Below are 22,349 nucleotides of genomic sequence, written 5' to 3'. Positions count from 1 at the left end.
GTACAAGGCGCTGCGCCGACGCAGCCCGATCCCCCAGGAGCCCTTTATGAACGACAAGCCTTTCCTCACAGACGTCAAGACCCTGCGCGAGCGTGCCCGCCAGCACATCGACGACGGGGCGGTGACCGCGGGCTACGCCGCCGACCGCGACACCGTGCTGAAGCTGCTTAACGACGCGCTGGCCACCGAGCTGGTCTGCGTGCTGCGCTACCGCCGGCATTACTTCATGGCCAAGGGGCCGAACTCGAAGAGCGTGGCCGATGAGTTCCTGGCGCATTCCAACGAAGAGCAAGGCCACGCCGACCAGATTGCCGAACGCATCGTCCAGCTGGGCGGCGAACCCGACTTTGCCCCGGACGGCCTGACCAGCCGCTCGCATGCCGAGTATGTGGCCGGCACTTCCCTGACCGAAATGATCAAGGAAGACCTGGTCGCCGAACGCATCGCCATCGACAGCTACCGCGAGATCATCCAGTTCCTGGGCGAGCGCGACCCGACCTCGCGCCGGCTGATGGAATCGATCCTGGCGGTGGAAGAAGAGCATGCCGACGAGATGGCCGACCTGCTGAGCCGGCAGGCCGGTGGCTGAGGCGATTGCCGCGCACTTGATATGGGTCAAGCCGCCGCGGCGGCCGGCCCGATAAGCTTTGTCCTGTCATGGAGATGCGGGGGCGCTCTTCATGACTTGTCTACCCGTTTCCAGAATGGAAACTTCGCCCGCGCCGGTTTGCCGGCGCGGGCGTTTTCTTTTGTGCGTGCCGTTCTGACCACTTCGGTGGCGCAATCCGCGTCCGCGGGTGCCCTTCGCGGGCATGCCCATATTTCCGCCGGATCTTATGCAGAAAACAGCAATGGATCGGCGAAACCCTTCGTTCCGTTCCCATCACCCGGTCGGTAGTCTTGCTCCTACACCAGCCCGCCCGCCACGGCGGGTCACGCAAACAGGCGCATGACGCCATTCACGACACTGACGGGAGCAATACCAGATGATCCGCAAACTGGCCATCGGCCTGGCTGTCCTGGCAGCACTGAGCGCGGCGCAGACCGCGAGCGCTGCCAACCTGCTGAACGTATCCTACGACCCCACGCGCGAGCTGTATGTCGATGTCAACGCCGCCTTTGCCAAGGCCTGGAAGGCCCAGGGTGGCGACGCCGTGAGCGTGCGCCAGTCGCATGGCGGCTCGGGCAAGCAGGCACGCTCGGTGATCGACGGCCTCGACGCCGACGTGGTCACGCTGGCGCTGGGCTACGACATCGATGCCATCGCCGAGAAAGGCCTGATCCGGCCGGACTGGCAGAAGCGCCTGCCGCACAACGCCTCGCCCTACACCTCGACCATCGTGTTCCTGGTGCGCAAGGGCAACCCCAAGGGCATCAAGGACTGGGGTGACCTGGTCAAGCCCGGCGTGCAGGTCATCACGCCCAATCCCAAGACCTCGGGCGGCGCGCGCTGGAACTACCTGGCAGCGTGGGGCTATGCGTTGCGGCAGCCGGGCGGCAACGACGGCAAGGCGCGCGCGTTCGTCGGCGAGCTGCTCAAGCATGTGCCGGTGCTGGACTCCGGCGCGCGCGGTGCCACCACCACCTTTGTCGAGCGCGGCCTGGGCGATGTGCTGATCGCGTGGGAGAACGAAGCCATCCTGGCGATCAAGGAGCTGGGCCCGGACAAGTTCGATATCGTCGTGCCGTCGGTGTCGATCCTGGCGGAGCCGCCGGTGGCCGTGGTCGACAAGGTGGTCGACAAGAAGGGCACGCGCAAGGCGGCCGAGGCCTACCTGCAGTTCCTGTACACCGATGAAGGCCAGGAGATCGCGGCGAAGAACTACTACCGCCCGATCTCGCAGAAGGTGGCGGCCAAGTACGCTGCCAGCTTCCCCAAGGTGAAGCTGTTCACCATCGACGAGGTGTTCGGCGGCTGGCAGAAGGCGCAGAAGACCCACTTCGCCGATGGCGGCTCGTTCGACCAGATCTACCAGCCCGGCCAGAAGTAAAACCCCGCGACCGTCGCAACGGGTCGCGTGGGGCGGCCGCGCGCCGACCGGTCCAACAGAACAAGGAAGCCCGATGTCCATCCTGACGCTCTCCGGCAGCCCGTCGGCCCAGTCCCGCTCCGGCCTTGTGCTGGCGCACCTGCGCGCGGCGCTCGAGACTGCCGGCGAACGCACCCGCCATCTCGAGCTGCGCGAACTTCCCGCCGGCCCGCTGCTCGCCGCCCGCGCGGACGACCCCGCCATCGGCGCCGCCACGCGGGCCGTGTCCGAGGCTCAGGTGGTGGTATTGGCCACGCCGGTCTACAAGGCGGCCTACAGCGGCCTGCTCAAGGTCTTCCTGGACCTGCTGCCGCAAACCGGGCTGCGCGACAAGATCGTGCTGCCGATCGCCACCGGCGGCAGCCTGGCGCATGCGCTGGCGATCGACTATGCGCTGCGGCCGGTGCTGGCCGCGCTCGGTTCGCGCCAGATCCTGCCTGGCATCTTCGCCGTCGACCAGCAGATCGAACCGGCCGATGCCGCCGGCGCGCGCCAAACGCGCTTCGACGCCGCGCTGGCAGCGCGGCTGGACGAAGGCGTGCTGCGTGTGCGCGATGCCCTGGCGCATGCCCGCATCGAGGTGCCGCTCGACGTGGTGCCCGGCGCCTATGTCCGCCGCGCCGCCGCGATCGCGGTGGCCGAGCGATGTTCCGCCTGAACTGAGGGATTGCCTGTCGCGGCGCCGGCCGGCCCGGCGCCACCGCAGCAATGCCATGCCACCCGTCATTCGGGGTCGGCAGGGGCGCTTGCCGCCATAACCCCCTTGAACATCAATCTGGCCCGCCGGGCGTTGCCACGGGCCATGGAGGACATCGCATGACCAGGATCAATCCGCCGCGGCAGGCCATCCTGCGCCGCCGCCTGATCAGCGCCGCGCTGGTGCTTGCCGCTGGCCTGGCCTACGGGCTGCTGCCGGGCCGCGCCGAAGCGCAGTCGAACCACATCGATCCCAAGGTGCTGCGCATCGGCTACCAGAAATACGGCACGCTGACGCTGCTGAAGGCACGCGGCACGCTGGAGAAGCGCCTGGCGCCGCAAGGCATCAGTGTCCGGTGGACCGAGTTCCCGGCGGGACCGCAATTGCTCGAGGGGCTCAATGTCGGCGCCATCGACTTTGGCACCGTCGGCGAGGCGCCGCCGATCTTTGCCCAGGCCGCCGGCGCGCAACTGGTCTATGTCGGCAACGAACCCCCGGCACCGGCGGCCGAGGCCATCGTCGTGCCCAGGGGTTCGGCGCTGCGCTCGGTTGCCGACCTGCGCGGCAAGCGCGTGGCGCTGAACAAGGGCTCCAACGTGCATTACCTGCTGGTGCGCCAGCTGGAGCAGGCCGGCATCCCCTACAACGCGATCCAGCCGGTCTACCTGCCGCCGGCGGACGCGCGCGCCGCCTTCGAGCGCGGCGCGGTGGATGCGTGGGTGATCTGGGACCCGTTCCTGGCCGCCGCCGAGAAACAGCTCGGGGCGCGCGTGCTGGCCGATGGCCGCGGCGCGGATGGCAGCAACGTGGTCAGCAACCACCAGTTCTACCTGGCCTCGCGCCCCTATGCGCAGGCCAGGCCGGAGATCGTCAGCCTGATCCTGGATGAACTGGCCACGCTGGGCACCTGGGCGCAACAGAACCCGAAGGAGGCCACTACGGTGCTGGCTGGCGAAACCGGGCTGCCGGCCGATGTGCTTGCACTTGCGGTCTCGCGCTTCTCCTATGGCGCACGCCCCGCCAGTGGCGCGGTGCTGGCACAACAGCAACGCATTGCAGACACGTTTCACTCGCTCAGGCTGATCCCCAAGCCGGTCAAGGTCGCCGAGGCACGCTGGGACGAATCGCCGCGGCAGGCGAAGCGCTAGCGCTGGCAGGCACATAAGGAGCATGACATGCAAGTTTTCTGGTTCATCCCCACCCACGGCGACAGCCGCTACCTCGGCACCTCGGAAGGCGCGCGCGTGGTCAGCTTCGACTATTTGAAACAGGTTGCCGTGGCCGCCGACACGCTTGGCTATGAAGGCGTGCTGATCCCGACGGGACGCTCGTGCGAAGACTCGTGGGTGGTGGCATCGGCGCTGGCCGCGGTCACGCAGCGGCTGAAATTCCTGGTTGCAATACGCCCGGGCCTGATGGCGCCGACGCTGGCTGCGCGCATGGCGGCGACCTTCGACCGCATCGCCAATGGCCGCTTGCTGATCAATCTCGTCACCGGCGGCGATCGCGCCGAACTGGAAGGCGACGGCCTGTTCCTCGACCACGCCGCGCGTTACGAGGCTTCGGCGGAATTCCTGCGCATCTGGCGCCAGGTGCTGGCCGCCAGCCATGACGGCGGCAAGGTCGACTATGAAGGCAAGCACCTGGGCGTGAAGGGCGCCACCGTGCTCTACCCGCCGCTGCAGCGGCCGCACCCGCCGGTGTACTTCGGCGGCTCGTCGGCGCCGGCGCACGCGCTGGCCGGCGAGCAGGTCGATACCTACCTGACCTGGGGCGAGCCGCCGGCGGCCGTGGCCCAAAAGCTGGACGACGTGCGCCGCCACGCCGCGCGCCACGGCCGCACGGTGAAGTTCGGCATCCGGCTGCATGTGATCGTGCGCGAGACCGATGCCGCCGCATGGGCCGCGGCCGAAGACCTGATCAGCCGGCTCGACGACGACACCGTGGCGCGCGCGCAGGCGGTGTTCGCCAACATGGATTCCGAAGGCCAGCGCCGCATGGCCGCGCTGCATGCGGGCGGCACGCGCCGCACGCGCGCGGCGCTGGAGATCAGCCCCAACCTGTGGGCCGGCGTCGGCCTGGTGCGCGGCGGCGCCGGCACCGCGCTGGTGGGCGACCCGCATACCGTGGCCGAGCGCCTGCGCGAATACGCCGGGCTGGGCATCGACACCTTCGTGCTGTCCGGCTATCCGCACCTGGAAGAAGCCTACCGTTTTGCCGAGCTGGTGTTCCCGCTGCTGCCGCGCGCGGTGCAGGCGAAGCTGGACACCGTGCCGGGCAAGGTGCTGTCGGGCCCGTTTGGTGAAGTCATGGCGACCGGCATCGTGCCGCGCGCCGCGCAAAGCTGAGGGGGCCAACCATGACTGCTCCGCTGTTACCGTCGCTGCGGCTGGCGCCGAAGGCACTGTGGCGCGCGATCGCGCCGTGGATCGTGCCGGCGCTGCTGCTGGTCGCCTGGCAACTGGCCTCGCAGTACGGCTGGCTGTCCAGCCGCGTGCTGCCGGCCCCGCTGGCCGTGGTGCAGGCCGCGTGGGAACTGGCGCGCTCGGGCGAGCTGTGGCGGCACGTCGGCGTCAGCACCTGGCGCGCGCTGCTGGGCTTTGCCATCGGCGGCGGGCTGGGCCTGCTGCTGGGGCTGCTGACCGGCACCTTTCGCAGCGCCGCCACGCTGCTCGACAGCACGCTGCAGATGGTGCGCAACATCCCGGCGCTGGCGCTGATCCCGCTGGTCATCCTGTGGTTCGGCATCGACGAGAGCGCCAAGCTGTTCCTGGTCTCGCTGGGCGTGTTTTTCCCGGTCTACCTGAACACCTACCACGGCATCCGCTCGGTCGATGCGGGGCTGGTGGAGATGGCGCGCAGCTACGGCTTGTCCGGCTGGCAGCTGTATCGCGAGGTCATCCTGCCGGGCGCGCTGCCGGGCATCCTGGTGGGCGTGCGCTTTGCGCTGGGGCTGATGTGGGTGGTGCTGATCGTGGCGGAAACCATCTCGGCGCAATCGGGCATCGGCTACATGACGATGAATGCGCGCGAGTTCCTGCAAACCGACGTGGTGCTGGTCGGCATCCTGCTCTATGCGCTGCTGGGCAAGCTGGCCGACTGGCTGTCGCGCGGGCTGGAGCGCTACTGGCTGCGCTGGCACCCGGGCTACGCGGTGGCCTGAACGGCGCGGCACCCAATCAAGGCAAGGAGAACGAGATGCAGATGTATCCGGTGGAACAGGCGGCTCTGGCCGAGTTGGAAGCGGGCCTGGCGCGGCGCGAGGCAGCAACGCAGACGACCGCGGCGACCGTGGCGTCCGAGGTGCCTGGCAAGGCGGCGGGCGGCGTGGCGCTGCGCGTGCGCCAGGTGGTCAAGCGCTACGACGGCCGCGCGGTCCTGCATGACGTGGCGCTGGACGCCGCGCCGGGCGAATTCCTGGCCATCGTCGGGCGCAGCGGCTGCGGCAAGAGCACGCTGCTGCGGCTGGTGGCCGGGCTGGAAGCGGCCGATGGCGGCAGCATCACCATCGATGGCGAGGCCGCCGCCACGGGCCGCGCGCGGCCGGCCGACGTGCGCGTGATGTTCCAGGACGCGCGGCTGCTGCCGTGGAAGCGCGTGCTGGACAACGTGGCGCTGGGCTTGCCGCGCGCACGGCGCGCCGAAGCCGCCAGGGTGCTGGCGCAGGTCGGCCTGGCCGATCGTGCGCAGGCGTGGCCGGCGCGGCTGTCCGGCGGCCAGCGCCAGCGCGTGGCGCTGGCACGCGCGCTGGTGCATCAGCCGCAGCTGTTGCTGCTCGACGAGCCGCTGGGCGCGCTGGATGCGCTGACGCGGATCGAAATGCAGGCGCTGATCGAGTCGCTGTGGCGCCGTCTGGGCTTCACGGCGTTGCTGGTCACGCACGATGTGTCCGAAGCGGTGGCGCTGGCCGACCGCATCGTGCTGATCGAGGACGGCCGCATCGCCATGGATACGCGCGTGGCGCTGGCGCGTCCGCGTGAACGTGGCGCGGCGGGCTTTGCGCAACTGGAAGCCGCGGTGCTGCAGCGGGTGATGCGGCCCTCGCCGTCGGCCGGCCCGGCCGGAACCCAGGCGGCGGCCGCAGCACCCGCGCCGCTGAATGTGAGTTGGGCCGCCTGAGCCGTTGCCTGCGGACCCCGCATGCGCGATATCGCTGACACGGCGCATATCGTCAGTCCTTAATCTTCATACGCCGGCGCCCGCCCGCCTCCTATCATGAGCAGGCAGGCGGCCGCTGTTATCGGGCTTGCCCGTCACCCCATCAGACCGTCCGCCCGAGCGGCCGGTCAACCCAAGGATTGCCATGCCAGGCGCGCATGAACCCACGGGCGCAGCATCCGCGCTCCAACGCTATCTCGAATCGCTGCCGCGCCAGCCGCTGGCGGACCGGCAACTGTGGCGCGATGCGCGCGGGCAGGTGCAGGGGCAGTTCTTCAACTGCTCGCTTACCAGCGCGTTCGAGCCGCTGCTCACGCTGGCGGACCGGCAGGTGGTGGCGCATGAAGGCGCGATCCATACCTACGCGGAGGACGGCGTCGGGCTGGCGGCATGGAAGCTGTTCGCGATGGCGGCGGACGATCACACGCTGGTGTCGCTGGACCGGTTGTCGCGCCTGCTGCATGCCATCAACTATTTTGCGGCGGACGGCGCGCACAAGCTGGTGCTGAACGTGCACAACCGCCTGCTGGCCGCGGTGGCCGACGATCACGGCGCGGCCTTCCGGCGCGCGCTGCAGTCGCTGGGGTTGCCGCTGGAACGCTTCGTGATCCAGGTGCCGGCCAGCGCCAACGATGATCTGGGGCTGCTGCTGCATGTGGTCGGCAACTACCGCCGCAATGGCTTTGCGGTGAGCCTGCAGGCCTCGGATCCGGCGGAAGCGGGTGCGCTGATGGCGCATGCGCTGCCAGACTGGCTCAAGCTGGACATGCGCCGCACCTGGACCGACCGCCAGCTGTCCGGCCTGCGCGCCAGCGCGGCCAGCGCCGGCGTCACGCTGATCGGGCGACGCCTGCAAGACGCCGAGAGCATCGAGCGCCTGCAGGCCGCCGGCATCGGCCTGGGGCAGGGCGCCTTTGCCGGCGGGCTGGTAAGCGCGGCCGGGCTGCGCGCGGTGGAGCATCCGCGCGCTGCGACCCCACGCGCACTGAGCGAGGAGCCGGTATGACGCAATCGGACAGGACCGCACCGGGCCGCGCCGCGCGGCCGGAAATTCCGCGCCACCTCCAGGTGCTGACGGTACCCGGATTGCACGGCAGTGGCCCCGGGCACTGGCAGAGCCGCTGGGAACAGCAGTTCCCGGACTGGCAGCGGGTTGAGCAGCATGACTGGTCGCGGCCGAGCCTGCCGCTGTGGGCCGAGCGCGTCTCGGAAGGCGTGATGCGGGCCCGGCGCGTGGCGGCGCGCGGCGCCGTGCTGGTGGCGCACAGCTTCGGCTGCCTGGCCACGCTGCGCCAGGCGGCGCTGGACCCGGTGGGCATTGCCGGTGCGTTGCTGGTCGCACCCGCCGATCCGGACAAGTTTGGTGTGGCGGCATTGCTGCCCACCTACCGGCTGCCGTTCCCGACCCTGCTCGCGGCCAGCCGCAACGATCCCTGGATGCCGCAGCGCACCGCTTTCTCCTGGGGCACGCTGTGGGGCAGCGAACTGGTCGACGTGGGCTACCTTGGCCACATCAATGCCGATTCGGGGCTGGGCGAGTGGCCGGAAGGCCTCGCGCTGCTCGATACGCTGGTGCAACGGATCGGCGAGGCGGCCGACGCTGGTGCCACAAGTGGCGTGAACACCCCTTGGGAAGCCGAGGTCGAAGTCGCGTCGGCCGTCCCTTATATCTAAATCGTCTAAGAAAATTCAGAAAGATTCGTTCTTTTTATAAAGGCGAATCTGCAGAATCTGTCTCGTAGGCCGGCGCCATATGCGCCGGCGTCATAAAACGGCGTATCCCAGCAGCCTCCGGCCTGCGACGCGCGCCCACAGACGAGACGACATGCCTCCCTCCATCTCCCTGGCGGACACGCCGCCGCCAGCCGCGCCTGGCGCCCCCGATTCTGGCGCCGCGCGCGCGCCGCGCAACCGGTCCAGGCAGCGCTTTACCGTGCTGCCGGGCTTCGGGCTGTCGCTCGGGTTCACGCTGTTCTACCTGACGCTGATCGTGCTGGTGCCGCTGTCGGCCACGTTCCTGAAGACGTTCACGATGACGTGGGACGCGTTCTGGACCTCGATCACGGCGCCGCGCGTGGTGGCATCGCTGCAACTGAGCTTCGGCGCGTCGCTGATCGCGGCCGTCGTCAATACGGTGTTCGGGCTGATCGTTGCGTGGGTGCTGGTGCGCTACCGCTTTGTCGGCAAGCGCCTGATCGACGCGCTGGTCGACCTGCCGTTCGCGCTGCCGACCGCGGTGGCGGGCATCGCGCTGACCGCGCTGTTCGCCGCCAACGGCTGGATCGGCCGCTATCTGGAGCCGCTTGGCATCAAGGTCGCGTTCACGCCGCTGGGTGTGGTGGTGGCGCTGACGTTTATCGGCCTGCCGTTCGTGGTGCGCACCGTGCAGCCGGTGCTGGAAGACGTCGAGCAGGAACTGGAAGAAGCGGCCGCCAGCCTCGGCGCCAACCGGCTGCAAACCTTCCGCCGCGTGATCCTGCCGGCGATCCTGCCGGCGTTGCTGACGGGTTTCGCGCTGAGCTTCGCGCGCGCCACCGGCGAGTACGGCTCGGTGGTGTTCATCTCCGGCAATATGCCGATGGTGTCGGAAATCGCGCCGCTGATGATCTATTCCAAGCTGGAGCAATACGACTATGCCGGCGCCACCGCGGTGGCGGTGGTGATGCTGGGGATCTCGTTCGGGCTGCTGTTGTTGATCAACCTGCTGCAGGCCTGGACGCGCCGCCACCAGTCCGGTGCGCGTGCCGCGCTGGCCCCGCAAGCGCCCGCGACGGGCAAGGAGTTCTGAGATGGCCGGCGCCATCGCGGGACGCCTCGGCGGGCACGGCAGCGCCAGGGCCCATCACCGCTTCGACGCCACCGGCGAGGCGCCATGGGTGCGCTATACGCTGATCGCGGTGGCGGTGCTGTTCCTCACGCTGTCCCTGTTCGTGCCGCTGGCGTCGGTGTTCTATGAAGCCTTGCGCAAGGGCGTGCAGACCTACTGGGAAGCGCTGGTCGAGCCCGACGCGCTGGCCGCGATCCAGCTTACGCTGACGGTGGCCGCGATCGCGGTGCCGCTGAACGTGGTGTTCGGCGTGGCGGCGGCGTGGGCCATCGCCAAGTTCGATTTCCGCGGCAAGAACCTGCTGATCACGCTGATCGACCTGCCGTTCTCGGTGTCGCCGGTGATTTCGGGGCTGGTCTATGTGCTGCTGTTCGGCGCGCAGGGCTGGCTGGGTCCGTGGCTGGAAGCGCATGACATCAAGATCCTGTTCGCGGTGCCGGGCCTCGTGCTGGCCACCATCTTCGTGACCTTTCCCTTCGTGGCGCGTGAGCTGATCCCGCTGATGCAGGCGCAGGGCAGCGAAGAGGAAGAGGCGGCGATCGTGCTGGGGGCGTCGGGCTGGCAGACCTTCCGCCATATCACGCTACCCAATATTCGCTGGGGCCTGCTGTACGGCGTGATCCTGTGCAACGCGCGGGCGATGGGCGAGTTTGGCGCGGTGTCGGTGGTATCGGGCCATATCCGCGGGCTGACCAACACCATGCCGCTGCACGTGGAGATCCTTTACAACGAGTACAACTTCGCGGCGGCCTTCGCGGTGGCGTCGGTGCTCACGCTGCTGGCCCTGGTCACGCTGGGCATCAAGACGCTGGTGGAATTCCGCGCCCGCAAGGAAACCGAAGCGGCCGCGCCGGAGCGGCCGCTGTCAAGCCTGCCGGCTTCAGTGCAAGGACAAGCATCATGAGCATCCAGGTCAAGAATGTAGAGAAGCGCTTTGGCGATTTCGTCGCGCTGGACAATGTCTCGCTCGATTTCGACGAAGGCGAGCTGACCGCGCTGCTGGGGCCGTCCGGCTGCGGCAAGACCACGCTGCTGCGCATCATCGCCGGCCTGGAGCGGGCCGACGCGGGCCAGATCGTGCTGGCCGGGCGCGATGCCTCGGACCAGCATGTGCGCCAGCGCCAGGTGGGCTTCGTGTTCCAGCACTATGCGCTGTTCAAGCACATGAGCGTGTTCGAGAACGTGGCCTTCGGCCTGCGCGTGAAGCCGCGCGCCGAACGCCCGGGCGAAGCGCAGATCCGCGAGAAGGTGCATGCACTGCTCGAGCTGGTGCAGCTCGACTGGCTGGCCGACCGCTACCCGTCGCAGCTGTCCGGCGGCCAGCGCCAGCGCATTGCGCTGGCCCGCGCGCTGGCGGTGGAGCCGCGCGTGCTGCTGCTCGACGAACCCTTCGGCGCGCTCGACGCCAAGGTGCGCAAGGAGCTGCGCCGCTGGCTGCGCCGGCTGCACGATGAACTGCATGTGACCAGTGTGTTCGTCACGCATGACCAGGAAGAAGCGCTGGAAGTGGCAGACCAGGTGGTGCTGATGCACCGTGGCCGCGTCGAGCAGCACGGCTCGCCCGAGGCGGTCTACAACCATCCGGCCACGCCGTTCGTGTTTGGCTTCCTCGGCAACGTCAACCTGTTCCATGGCCGGCTGGAAGTGGGGGAGAGCGGTGGCCTGCTGCATACCGGCGAAGCGGTGCTGCCGGTGGTCGGCGGCGGGCATGAAACCGCGGGCGATGCGGTGGCCTATGTCCGCCCGCACGACCTGGACCTGGAGCGGTACGCGCCCGGCGCCGACGGCATTGCCGTGACGCTGCGCCGCGCGCTGACGCTGGGCCCGGTGGCCCAGCTCGAACTCGAGCGGGAAGACAACCAGGACGTGATCGAAGTGGCGCTGCCGCTCGAGCGCTTCCGCCACGCGGGCTTCAGGGAGGGCGAACTGCTCGCCGTGCGCCCACGGCAGCTGCGCGTCTTTACGCAGGCCAACGGCACCACGCTGACCCATAAACAAGAGGCCGCGCGATGAACTTCCAGCAACTCCGATCGATCCGCGAGGCGGTGCGCCGCCAGTTCAACCTGACCGAGGTCGCCAACGCGCTCTATACCTCGCAGCCCGGCGTGTCGCGCCAGATCCGCGAGCTGGAGGAAGAACTGGGCGTGGAGATCTTCGAGCGCTACGGCAAGCGCCTGACCGGGCTGACCGAGCCCGGCCGCGAGATCGTGCGCATCGTCGAGCGCCTGCTGCTGGAAGCCGAGAACCTGCGTCAGGCCGGCGACGAATACGCCGGCCGCCACACCGGACGGCTCACCGTTGCCACCACGCACACGCAGGCGCGCTATGCCTTGCCGCGCGTGGTGCAGGCCTTTCGCCGCGAATATCCGCACGTGACGCTGGCCCTGCAGGAAGCGTCGCCCACGCATATCGTCGAGCTGCTGCTGACCGGGCAGGCCGATATCGGCATCGCCACCGAGGCGCTGGCGACGGAGGCCGGACTGACCTCGTTCGAGGCCTACAGCTGGCAGCACGTGCTGGTGGTGTCGCCGGATCATCCGCTCACGCGCCTGCCCGAGCCGACGCTCGAAGACGTGGCGGGCTTCCAGCTGATAACCTACGACGCCGGTTTCACCGGCCGCCGCAAGATCGACAGCGCCTTTGCCGAGGCCGGGCTGCAGCCAGAGATCGTGCTGACGGCGCTGGACGCGGACGTGATCAAGACCTATGCCGAACTGGACCTGGGCGTTGGCATCATCGCCTCGATGGCCTACGACGAACGCAAGGACTCCGGCCTGGTGCGGATCTCGGCCGACCACCTGTTCGCGCCCAACACCACCAGCGTGGCGGTGCGCCGCGGCGCCTACCTGCGCGGCTATGCGCACGCCTTCATCAACATGTTCGCGCCACACCTGTCGCGCGATACCGTGAGCAGCGCGCTGTCCGAGCACGATCGCCAGGTCCTGGCCGCCTGACCCGCACGCGGCGGCGACAGCACCTGCGCCGCCGGCAGCCACGCCGTCGGCACCCGCACGGTGCCGTTCGCACCCCGTGCCCGCCGTTCGTCGCAAGAGGCTTTCGCCAGCCTGCTCCGCGCGGTACATTCCCTGCACGTGCCCGCCTGGCATTCCGGCCAGGGTCGCCACGTGTACCGCAGCGCAACAAAGCTTGCGCACGGCCGCCGGCCTGCAACGACCGGACAAGGGAGAGAGACGATCATGCGCGACGACGAACCGCTGCTGCGCTGGCAGTGGCGCGGCTATGCCCGCAACCACCAGCATCCCCGCAACCTGCTGCTGCATATCGTGGCCGTGCCGATGTTCATGGCCGGCACCGTGCTGGGCCTCTATGGCCTGCTGCGCCTGAACTTGCCGGCGATCGCGCTGGGGCTGGTGTGCATGGGCATGTCGATGGCGCTTCAGGGCCGCGGCCATCGGCTTGAAACCCATGCGCCGGAACCGTTTGCCGGGCCTGCTGACATCGCAGGACGCATCCTGGCCGAGCAGTGGATCACCTTTCCCCGCTATGTGCTGTCCGGGCAATGGTGGCGCGCGCTGGCCGGCCGCAGCCCGGCGCCGGTGCCTGCGCCGGCGCGCCCCGGCGATGCGAGCGGCCAGGATGGCTGACGCCCCCATGTCGCCGTCCCGTCACCTGCTGTATTGCGCGCGGCGAAAGCCGCGCTAACATGAACGCCATGGACCGCTGCTTCTCCCAAGCCTGCACCGCCATCCCGTCCCGGTTCAATATCCTCGGGCGCGACCTGCTGTTCGTGCTGTGCATGAACTCGGTGATTGCCATCAGCCTGAACTACGGCTTCCAGACTGGCGGCTCGCTCTGGCACAACTTCGTCTACAGCCAGCTGATCGGGCTGTCGATCTGGGTGTTGATCGACATCCCGCGCGTGGTGATCTGGTGGAACGACCGGCCGCGCCGCTGGCCCTTCCTGCTGCTCGCCGCCGCGGCCGTGCCGGCCGGCGTGGTGTTCGGCAGCTGGGCCACCCGCGTGGTGCTTGACCTGCCGCCCAAATCGGCGGACGAGGCCGGCGGCATGCTGCGCATGTGCCTGGTGGTTGGCATGCTGGCGGCCGCTTCGATGATCTATTTCTACTGGTCGCGCGAGAAGCTGGCTTCGCTGGAGCGCCAAGCCGCGCTTGACGCGCTGCAGCGCGAGGAAGCCGAGAAGCAGCTGGTGCGCGCGCAACTGATGGCGCTGCAGGCGCAGATCGAGCCGCATTTCCTGTTCAACTCGCTGGCCAACCTCGATGGGCTGATCGCCACCGATCCGCCCGCGGCGCGGCAGTTGCTGCAGCGGCTGATCGGCTTCCTGCGCATGTCGCTGGCGCATACCCGCGCCGAGCAATGCACGCTGCGGCAAGAGTTCGAGCTGCTGCGCAGCTACCTCGAGATCCAGGCCATGCGCTTCGGCCAACGGCTTTCGTACGAGATCGACCTGCCGCGCGAACTGGCCAAGGTGGAGATTCCGCCCATGCTGATCCAGCCGCTGGTGGAAAACGCGGTCACGCACGGCATCGAGCCCTGCATGATCGGCGGCCATATCCGGCTGTCGGCGCGCGCCGCCAGCGACAAGGCGGTGCAGGTGGTGATCGCCGATACCGGCGTGGGTTTCGGCCATGCCTCGGGCAAGGGCTCCGGGCTGGGCATCACCCATGTGCGCGAGCGGCTGGCGCGCATCTTCGGCGCGGCGGCGACCATGCAGATGGAAGAGAACACGCCGCGCGGCGTGGTGGTGCGGCTGACGCTGCCGCTGGAGCGCCCGGCCGAGGCGCCCGCCGTGACCCAGACCGTCACGGCCGTGCCCGAGGGCATGCCGGTATCCGCCGCCGCCATGCCACGGCTCTGAACCCACCGGCCTGCCAGTGCGTCTGACAAGAACAAGCACCACCGGCGGCACGGCCTGTATGGGTGCCGCCTACTACCCCCGCGACCGCCCCCCACGCCCCCATGACCCCGACCCTGTTGATTGCCGACGACGAAGTGCTGCTTGCCCGCGTGCTGGAATCCGAACTGACGTCCTTGTGGCCGGAAGCCCGGGTGGTGTCAGTGGTCCACGATGGCGTGGCCGCGCTGGCGGCCGCGCGCGAGCACCAGCCGCGCGTGGCCTTCCTGGATATCCGCATGCCGGGGATGAGCGGCATGGACGTGGCGCGCGAACTGATCGAATTCGACGTGCCGCCGCTGGTGGTCTTCGTCACCGCCTACGACCAGTTTGCGCTGGAGGCCTTCGAGCGCGCCGCGGTGGACTACGTGCTCAAGCCGGTGCAGCGCGAACGACTGGAGGCGACTGTCCAGCGCCTTAAGGCGCGGCTGTCCGGTCCCGCTGAAGCGGACGACGGCGACGATGACGCCGCAACGGCCGAGACCGACCGGCTTGGCCAGTTGCTGGCACGGCTGGAATCCCTGGAGCATGCTACCCCGGGCGCCGTCGGCGCGCCGCAACGCCAGTACCTGCGCTTTATCAAGGCGCTGGTGGGGCAGGAGGTGCGCATCATTCCCGTCGATGAAGTGATCTACCTGGAGGCCACCGACAAATACGTCAACGTGGTCTCGGGCGCTGGCGAAGCGCTGATCCGCACCAGCCTGCGCGAGCTGACGCAGCAGCTGGATCCGGAGCGCTTCTGGCAGGTGCATCGCGGCACCGTGGTCAACATCGCCTGCGTGGCCAGCGCGGTCAACCAGTCGCTGGGCCGGCTGTCGCTGCGGCTGCGCGACCGCCCGGAATTGCTGCCGGTGGCGCGCCAGTACGCGCACCTGTTCAAGCAGATGTGAGCGCGTCGACGGGCCAGGGACGGGACAGGACTGGGGCGGCGTGACCGCCACCTGGCGGCAGCGGGCAGGGGTTTTCCTCTATGATGCGGGCTTCGGCCCGTATTTTTTTTGCCTGCCGCCCAGCCCACCGCATCGTCCCTCTGACCGCCAGCGCCATGTCCACCGCCGCCCTCGAACCCACGCGCAACTCCCTTCGCCACGACGCCCAGGTGATCGGGCTGGTGGGGCTGGCGCACGGGGTCTCGCATTTCTATCACCTGTTGCTCGCGCCGCTGTTCCCGTGGATCAAGGCCGAGTTCGGGCTGAGCTACGCCGAGCTGGGCCTGCTGATGACGGTGTTCTTCGCGGTCTCGGCGGTGGTGCAGACAGCGTCCGGCTTTGTGGTCGACCGCTTCGGCGCGCGGCCGGTGCTGTTCGGCGGGCTGGCCTGCCTGGGCGCCGCGGCCTTGCTGCTGTCTGCCAGCGGCGGCTATGCCGGGCTGCTGTTCGGTGCCGCGGTGGCGGGGCTGGGCAACGGCGTATTCCATCCGGCCGACTTCACGCTGCTGAACAAGCATGTGTCGCAGCCGCGGCTGGGCCACGCGTTCTCGGTGCACGGCATTTCCGGCAACCTGGGCTGGGCGGCGGCGCCGCTGTTCCTGGTCGCGATCGCCAACCTGGCCAGCTGGCGCGTGGCGCTGGCGTCGGCGTCGGCGGTGGCCTTCATCGTGCTGGCCGTGCTGGCTGTGCTGCGCCATGTGCTGGACCCGCGCGAAGTGCAGGGCGCGGTGGGCCGGCCCACGGCCAAGGCCGCGGCGGGCGCCAGCGTGCTGGGTTTCCTGCGCCTGCCGCAGGTGTGGGTGTGCTGGGGCTTTTTCCTGCTGACCACGTTTTCCGCCGCCGGCATCCAGAGCTTTGCCCCGACCGCGTTGACCTACCTGTACGGCATGCCGTTCACGCTGGCCACCGCGTCGTACACCGTTTACATGCTGTGCAGCGCCGGCGGCATGATCGTCGGCGGCTTTGCCGCCAGCCGCACCAGCAACCATGACCGGCTGATCGCGGTGAGCTTCACCGTGTCGGGGCTGATGGCGGTGCTGGTCGGGCTGAACCTGGTGCCGGCGCTGCTGGTGCCGGTGCTGATGGGCGTGATCGGCTTTGGCGCCGGCACCGCCGGACCCTCGCGCGACCTGCTGGTGCGTGCGGCCGCCCCCGCCGGCGCCACCGGTCGTGTCTATGGCGTGGTCTATTCGGGGCTGGATATCGGCCTGGCCTGCGGCCCGCTGTTCTTTGGCGCGCTGATGGACGCCAGCCTGCCGGCCTGGGTCTTCTTCATGATCGGCGGCTTCCAGCTGCTGTCGATCTTCACCGCGGTGACCGTGGGCAATGGCAACCGCTCGCGCAGCCACGCCGCCGCCCGGGCGGGGGCCGCCTAGCGCGGCCAGCCAGTCCCAGCCAACCGCTATCCCAATCCGATTGCCTGAGGAACGTTTCCATGCCAACGACGCCGGCCAACGCCACCCAGCCTGAAGATACCGATCGCGGCACGCCGCTGCCGGGCGGGCATATCCTGGTCGACGCGCTGCTGGCGCACGGGGCCGAGCTGGCCTTCGGCGTGCCGGGCGAAAGCTACCTGGCGGTGCTTGACGGCTTCCACCGCCGGCGCGACCAGCTGCGCTTCATCGTCTGCCGCCAGGAGGGCGGCGCCGCCGTGATGGCGGAAGCCTACGGCAAGCTGACCGGCCGCCCCGGTCTGGCCTTCTGCACACGCGGGCCGGGCGCCACCAATGCCAGCATCGGCGTGCATACGGCGTTCCAGGACTCGACCCCGATGATCCTGTTCATCGGCCAGGTCGGCACCGATTTCATGGACCGCGAGGCCTTCCAGGAAATCGACTACCGCCGCATGTTCGGCCAGATGGCCAAGTGGGTGGCGCAGATCGACCGGGTCGAGCGCATCCCCGAATACATCGCGCGCGCCTACCAGACCGCCACCGCGGGCCGTCCCGGCCCGGTGGTGCTGGCGCTGCCCGAAGACATGCTCGCGCAAAGCGCCGCGGTGCCGCAGTTGCAGGCCTACCAGCGCGTCATGGCGTGGCCCGGCGAGGGTGAACTGGCGCGGCTGGCCGACATGCTGAACGCCGCCGAGCGCCCCTTCGTGCTGGCCGGTGGCAGCGGCTGGACGCCGCGGGCCTGCGCCGACCTGCAGGCCTTTGCCGAGCGCTTCGCGCTGCCGGTGGGCTGTGCCTTCCGCGGCCAGGACCTGTTCGACAACCGCCACCCCAACTACGCCGGCGATGTCGGCATCGGCATCAACCCCGCGCTGGCCGAACGCATCCGCAACGCTGACCTGGTGCTCGCGATCGGCCCGCGGCTGGGCGAGATGACCACCGGCGGCTATGCGCTGATCGCGGCGCCGCGGCCCGCGCAGACGCTGGTCCATGTGCACGCCGGCGCGGAAGAGCTGGGCAGCGTGTACCAGGCCGACCTGATGATCCAGGCCTCGATGCCGGCCATCGCCGCGCGGCTGGCCGTGCTGCAGCCGCCGGCCGCGCCACGCTGGCAAGCCTGGACCGAAGCCGCGCACGCCGACTACGAGCGCTACCTGCAGCCGCCGCCGTTCACGGGGCATGGCGTCGACATGGCCGAAGTCATCCGCACGCTGGACCAGATGCTGCCGGCCGACGCGGTCGTGACCAACGGCGCGGGGAACTATGCCGGCTGGCTGCACCGCTATTTCCACTATCGCCCGTTCACCGGCGGCGGGCGTGGCCAGCTCGCGCCGACCAGCGGCGCAATGGGCTACGGCGTGCCCGCGGCAGTGGGGGCGAAGATCGCTTTCCCGCAGCGGACCGTGGTGGCGCTGGCGGGCGACGGCTGTTTCCTGATGAATGGCCAGGAACTTGCTACATCGATGCAATACCAGGCGCCGGTGATTTTCATCGTCGTCAATAACGGCATGTACGGCACCATCCGCATGCACCAGGAACGCGAATACCCGACGCATGTGTCCGGCACCGAGCTGCACAACCCTGACTTTGCCGCGCTGGCGCGCGCCTATGGTGCACGCGGCGCTACCGTGACCACGACCGAGGGCTTTGCGCCGGCACTGCGCGAAGCGCTGGCCGCGCCGGTGTCGACGCTGATCGAGATCCAGGTGGACCCCGACGTGATCACGCCACGCACCACGCTGAGCGCGATCCGGGCGCAGGCGCTGTCCAGCCAGAAGCCGTGAGATCAAACCGCCGACCGCATTCTTTACCAGGAGACCATAGATGAAGCCCGTCACCACCGACCTGTGCGACGCGCATGAAGACCGGCTTGCCGAAGGGACCTTGCGCGTGATGGCGCCGGTGTTCCGCGCCTTCGGCAGGCAGCCGGCGTTTGCCGGTCCTGCTGCGACACTCAAGGTGTTTGAAGACAACTCGCTGGTACGCAGCACGCTGGAATCGCCGGGGCGGGGGCGCGTGCTGGTGGTCGACGGCGGCGGCTCGCTGCGCTGCGCGCTGGTGGGCGGCAACCTGGGCCTGCTGGCCGAGAAGAACGGCTGGGTCGGCATCGTCGTCAACGGCTGCATCCGCGATACCGCTGAGCTGGACGTGTGCGACATCGGCATCCGCGCGCTGGCCGCGCATCCGCAGAAGAGCCAGAAGCGCAACGTGGGCGAGAGCGAGGTCACGGTGCAGATGCCGGGCGCCGTGGTGCGGCCGGGCAACTGGATCTATGTCGATGTCGACGGGATCCTGGTCTCGGACGAACCGCTGGAGCGCTGAGCATGCCGCACGTCTTTGTCTACGGCACGCTGCGCGCCGGCGAGGTCAACGACCTGAATGCCGCGGCCCGGCGCCACGGCATTGCCGCGCCGACGCTGCTGGGCACGGGTACGGTGAGCGGCAGGCTGTATGACTTCGGCACCTATCCCGGCCTGGTTCTGGACGCCGGCGGCGGACCGGTGCTTGGCGATATCTACGAGATTGCCGATGCGCTGTTGCCGGTGCTGGACGAAATCGAGGAGGTCTATCCGGGCCAGGCCACGCTGTTCGTGCGCGAGCAGCGGGATGTGCTGCACCACGGCCAGCCCCTCGCCTGCCTGCTGTACCCGGTGGCCGAAGCCGCGGTAGCAACGCTGCCGCGCATCGACAGCGGCGACTGGGTCACCTATCGCCGCGCGCGCGACCGCGCCGCCGCCTGACTACGCCTGCCCCTGCATCCGCGCAGGGGCGGGCGCGGTTGCGGTCACGCGATCCGGCCAACGATGGGAATCACGCCGAAGCACACCGTGGCCAGCATCATGACCAGCGCTGCCGACAGCGCCCACAGCATCGTATAGCGCTGGTGATCGCCGAATTCCACTTCGGCCAGTCCGACCAGCAGGTATGTCGACGCCACCAGCGGGCTCAGCAGATGTACCTGCTGGCCGATCAGCGAGGCGCGCCCGATCTCGGCGGCGCTGATCCCATACATCGCTGCGGCCTTGGCCAGGATCGGCAGGACGCCGAAGTAGAACGCGTCATTCGAGATGAAGAATGTGAACGGGACGCTCAGCACACCGGTGACAAGTGCCAGGTAGGGGCCCATCCAGGCCGGCACGGCGCTGATGACGCTGTTGGCGATGGCGTCGACCATCCTGGTGCCCGACAGGATGCCGACGAAGATGCCCGCCGCGAAGATCAGCGATACCACCGGCACGACGTTGGCCGCATGGGCGCCGATCCGTTCCTTCTGCTCGCCCAGGCTCGGGTAGTTGACCATCAGCGCGATCGCGCTCGCCACGATGAACAGCGCGGGCAGCGGGAATATGCCGAGGATCAGCATGGCCATCAGCCCGAGGGTCAGCAGCAGGTTGAACCACAGCAGCCGGGGCCGGGCGATCTGCGCATCGCCCGTGGCCAGTGCCGCCGCGCCATGGCCGGAGGTTGCGGCCGCACCGGTTGCTCCAGCCCCGGCAGTCATCAGCGCGAGATGGCCCAGCCGCTTGCGTTCGCGCCGGCCGAGCAGGAAGGCCACGAACATGCCCCACATGCCGGTGACGAGCATCGGCAGGATCATCGGCACGAACAGCGAGCCCGCCTCGACGCCGAGGGCGCTGGCGGCACGCGCGGTCGGGCCGCCCCATGGCAGGATGTTCATCAGCCCGCCCGCCATCATGATCACGCAGGCGAGCACCAGCCGGCTGAGGCCCAGCCGCTTGTACAGCGGCAGCATGGCGGCGCAGGTGATCATATAGGTGGTCGAGCCGTCGCCGTCGAGCGACACCAGCGCGGCCAGCACGAAGGTGCCGACGATGATCTTGACCGGATCGCCGCCGACCAGCTTCAGGATGACGCGTACCACCGGGTCGAACAGGCCGGCATCGATCATCAGGCCGAAATACAGGATCGCGAACATCAGCATCACGCCGGTCGGCGCCAGCTTCTTGACGCCGTCCAGCATCATCGGCCCGAGTTCCGGGCCAAAGCCGCCGATCAGGCCGAAGGCAATCGGAACCAGGATCAGCGCCACCATGGCGGAGAGCCGCTTGGTCATGATCAGTGCCATGAACACGACCACCATGGCGTAAGCAAGCAAAGTCAACATCTTCTTTAAAATCACGATTGCCGCCCAGGCCGCGCGAGGGCGATGACCGGCGGTTGCAGAGGGGATCAGGCGGCCGAAACGATGCGTTTCGTTACCGCGTCGGCGAATTGCAGCGTGGAGGCGGTGCCGTGGAGGTCGCCGGTCTTCACCTGGTCCTGGTTGAGCGTCAGCGCGATCGCGGCGCGCAGCCGCGTGGCGAGGTCCTGGCGGCCGACGTGGTCCAGCATCAGGCCCGCGGCCAGCATCAGCGAGATCGGGTTGGCAATGCCCTTGCCGGCGATATCGGGCGCCGAGCCGTGCACCGCCTCGAAGATGGCGGCCTGGTCGCCGATGTTGGCGCCCGGGGCCATGCCGAGCCCGCCCACCAGGCCCGCGATCTGGTCCGACAGGATGTCGCCGAACAGGTTGGTACAGAGCAGCATGTCGAAGCGCCATGGATTGAGCACCAGCTGCATGGCGCAGGCATCGACAATGATGTCGTCCATCTCGACGCGCCCGGCGTAGTCCCCGGCCACTTCCCGCGCGGCGTCAAGAAAGATGCCGGTGAGCGCTTTCAGGATGTTGGCCTTGTGCACCACGGTGATTTTCTTGCGGCCGTTCCGGAGCGCGTACTCGAACGCGAAACGGGCAATGCGCCGGCACGCCTCGCGCGTGTTGGTGCCGGTGGACACCGCCACCGCGTGCGGGTCGTCCCCGACCGGGATGTAATAGTCGTGCGCCACGTAGAAGCCGCCCACGTTCTCGCGCACCAGCACGAGGTCGATGTTGTCGAAGCGGCCCGGCACCAGCGTGCGGACCGGGCGCACATTGGCGTAAAGGTTGAAGGTCTCGCGCAGGCGCACATTGACCGAGCGGAAGCCGCCGCCGACCGGCGTGGTGAGCGGGCCCTTCAGCGCCAGCCCGGTGCGGCGGATGCTGTCCAGCGTCTCCTCTGGCATGGGGTCGCCGCTGTAGTCGACGCCGGCCATGCCCGCATGCCGGATCTCCCAGGCAAACGGGGCGCCCAGCGCGTCGAGCACCCTGACGGTGGCGTCCACCACTTCGGGGCCGATGCCATCGCCGGGAATCAGCGTGGCCGGGATCTGTTCGCGTGCACCGTTTTCCATTTGCTTTCCTGTCATGTGGCGGGCTTCGATCCGACCACGGTTACGGGCCGGCGGGCCCCTGTTTGCTCACGTTGGCGCAGGGCCGACGCCGAGTTCCGGCATGCGAGGCTGTTACAGCCAGCCGGGGGGCCGATTCTAGGAGGCAAGGCTGTCAGCAGACTGTCAATGTGACGGATATCGCCTCGGGGTTTACGCTGAGGACAGCTGCC

22 protein-coding genes are annotated in these 22,349 nt (G+C 68.8%); 20 read left to right on the top strand and 2 right to left on the bottom strand.

Annotated features, from left to right (window positions below; translation table 11 throughout):
• Positions 1–46: 46 nt before the first annotated feature.
• The 20 genes from E5S69_RS22705 (at position 47) to E5S69_RS22610 (ending at position 19,649) form a co-directional block, all read left to right on the top strand.
• On the top strand, positions 47–589 hold the full coding sequence (locus tag E5S69_RS22705) for a ferritin-like domain-containing protein (protein ID WP_171516857.1): 543 nt from the start codon (positions 47–49) through the stop codon (positions 587–589).
• Positions 590–986: 397 nt separating this feature from the next.
• The gene (locus tag E5S69_RS22700; RefSeq protein WP_171516856.1) at positions 987–1,991 is read left to right on the top strand and encodes a sulfate ABC transporter substrate-binding protein; all 1,005 of its coding nucleotides are present in this window, start codon (positions 987–989) and stop codon (positions 1,989–1,991) included.
• Positions 1,992–2,064: 73 nt separating this feature from the next.
• Positions 2,065–2,688 carry an NADPH-dependent FMN reductase gene (ssuE, locus tag E5S69_RS22695; protein ID WP_171516855.1) on the top strand — a complete coding sequence of 208 codons (624 nt, stop codon included), beginning with the start codon at positions 2,065–2,067 and terminating at the stop codon, positions 2,686–2,688.
• A gap of 158 nt (positions 2,689–2,846) precedes the next feature.
• Positions 2,847–3,875 (top strand): sulfonate ABC transporter substrate-binding protein, encoded by a 1,029-nt coding sequence (locus E5S69_RS22690; RefSeq protein ID WP_171516854.1) that lies wholly within the window; start codon positions 2,847–2,849, stop codon positions 3,873–3,875.
• Positions 3,876–3,902: 27 nt separating this feature from the next.
• Entirely contained in the window at positions 3,903–5,075 is a 1,173-nt protein-coding gene (gene ssuD / locus E5S69_RS22685) for an FMNH2-dependent alkanesulfonate monooxygenase (RefSeq protein ID WP_171516853.1), read from the top strand.
• Positions 5,076–5,086: 11 nt separating this feature from the next.
• Entirely contained in the window at positions 5,087–5,890 is an 804-nt protein-coding gene (ssuC, locus tag E5S69_RS22680; protein ID WP_171516852.1) for an aliphatic sulfonate ABC transporter permease SsuC, read from the top strand.
• Positions 5,891–5,925: 35 nt separating this feature from the next.
• Positions 5,926–6,846, top strand: coding sequence for an ATP-binding cassette domain-containing protein (locus E5S69_RS22675; protein WP_171516851.1), 921 nt, complete (start codon positions 5,926–5,928; stop codon positions 6,844–6,846).
• Between the two features lie 184 nt (positions 6,847–7,030).
• Positions 7,031–7,891 carry an EAL domain-containing protein gene (locus E5S69_RS22670; protein ID WP_171516850.1) on the top strand — a complete coding sequence of 287 codons (861 nt, stop codon included), beginning with the start codon at positions 7,031–7,033 and terminating at the stop codon, positions 7,889–7,891.
• Positions 7,888–8,559, top strand: coding sequence for an RBBP9/YdeN family alpha/beta hydrolase (locus E5S69_RS22665; protein ID WP_171516849.1), 672 nt, complete (start codon positions 7,888–7,890; stop codon positions 8,557–8,559). Before E5S69_RS22670 ends, E5S69_RS22665 begins: the two co-directional genes overlap by 4 nt.
• Positions 8,560–8,710: 151 nt before the next feature.
• Positions 8,711–9,673 (top strand): sulfate ABC transporter permease subunit CysT, encoded by a 963-nt coding sequence (cysT, locus tag E5S69_RS22660; RefSeq protein ID WP_171516848.1) that lies wholly within the window; start codon positions 8,711–8,713, stop codon positions 9,671–9,673.
• Between the two features lies 1 nt (position 9,674).
• Entirely contained in the window at positions 9,675–10,616 is a 942-nt protein-coding gene (gene cysW, locus E5S69_RS22655; RefSeq protein ID WP_171516847.1) for a sulfate ABC transporter permease subunit CysW, read from the top strand.
• Positions 10,613–11,725 (top strand): sulfate/molybdate ABC transporter ATP-binding protein, encoded by a 1,113-nt coding sequence (locus E5S69_RS22650; RefSeq protein ID WP_171516846.1) that lies wholly within the window; start codon positions 10,613–10,615, stop codon positions 11,723–11,725. Before cysW ends, E5S69_RS22650 begins: the two co-directional genes overlap by 4 nt.
• Complete coding sequence (locus tag E5S69_RS22645; protein WP_171516845.1) at positions 11,722–12,666, top strand: CysB family HTH-type transcriptional regulator; 945 nt, start codon at positions 11,722–11,724, stop codon at positions 12,664–12,666. The genes E5S69_RS22650 and E5S69_RS22645 overlap by 4 nt, the downstream gene beginning before the upstream one ends.
• Positions 12,667–12,909: 243 nt before the next feature.
• Positions 12,910–13,317, top strand: a complete 408-nt coding sequence (locus E5S69_RS22640; protein ID WP_171516844.1) for a terminase — start codon at positions 12,910–12,912, stop codon at positions 13,315–13,317.
• 59 nt (positions 13,318–13,376) lie between these two features.
• Positions 13,377–14,552 carry a sensor histidine kinase gene (locus E5S69_RS22635; RefSeq protein WP_171516843.1) on the top strand — a complete coding sequence of 392 codons (1,176 nt, stop codon included), beginning with the start codon at positions 13,377–13,379 and terminating at the stop codon, positions 14,550–14,552.
• 101 nt (positions 14,553–14,653) lie between these two features.
• A complete protein-coding gene (locus E5S69_RS22630; protein ID WP_171516842.1) occupies positions 14,654–15,478 on the top strand; it encodes a LytR/AlgR family response regulator transcription factor in 825 nt (274 codons plus the stop codon).
• Positions 15,479–15,633: 155 nt separating this feature from the next.
• Complete coding sequence (locus tag E5S69_RS22625; RefSeq protein WP_171516841.1) at positions 15,634–16,893, top strand: MFS transporter; 1,260 nt, start codon at positions 15,634–15,636, stop codon at positions 16,891–16,893.
• A gap of 59 nt (positions 16,894–16,952) precedes the next feature.
• Positions 16,953–18,692, top strand: coding sequence for a thiamine pyrophosphate-binding protein (locus E5S69_RS22620; protein WP_171516840.1), 1,740 nt, complete (start codon positions 16,953–16,955; stop codon positions 18,690–18,692).
• Positions 18,693–18,732: 40 nt separating this feature from the next.
• On the top strand, positions 18,733–19,230 hold the full coding sequence (gene rraA, locus E5S69_RS22615; RefSeq protein WP_171516839.1) for a ribonuclease E activity regulator RraA: 498 nt from the start codon (positions 18,733–18,735) through the stop codon (positions 19,228–19,230).
• A gap of 2 nt (positions 19,231–19,232) precedes the next feature.
• Positions 19,233–19,649, top strand: a complete 417-nt coding sequence (locus E5S69_RS22610) for a gamma-glutamylcyclotransferase family protein (protein ID WP_171516838.1) — start codon at positions 19,233–19,235, stop codon at positions 19,647–19,649.
• Positions 19,650–19,693: 44 nt separating this feature from the next.
• Here the strand turns inward: E5S69_RS22610 and E5S69_RS22605 are convergent, their stop codons facing one another.
• Together E5S69_RS22605 and E5S69_RS22600 are read right to left on the bottom strand one after the other, a co-directional pair.
• Entirely contained in the window at positions 19,694–21,034 is a 1,341-nt protein-coding gene (locus E5S69_RS22605) for a CitMHS family transporter (protein ID WP_171516837.1), read from the bottom strand.
• Positions 21,035–21,099: 65 nt separating this feature from the next.
• Entirely contained in the window at positions 21,100–22,140 is a 1,041-nt protein-coding gene (locus E5S69_RS22600; protein ID WP_171516836.1) for an isocitrate/isopropylmalate dehydrogenase family protein, read from the bottom strand.
• Between the last annotated feature and the right edge of the window lie 209 nt (positions 22,141–22,349).

Source organism: Cupriavidus necator (assembly GCF_013141915.1).
Classification (GTDB): Bacteria; Pseudomonadota; Gammaproteobacteria; order Burkholderiales; family Burkholderiaceae; genus Cupriavidus; species Cupriavidus necator_B.
The sequence above is the reverse complement of the archived record's forward strand: the minus strand, read 5'-3'. Positions and strand labels throughout refer to the sequence as shown.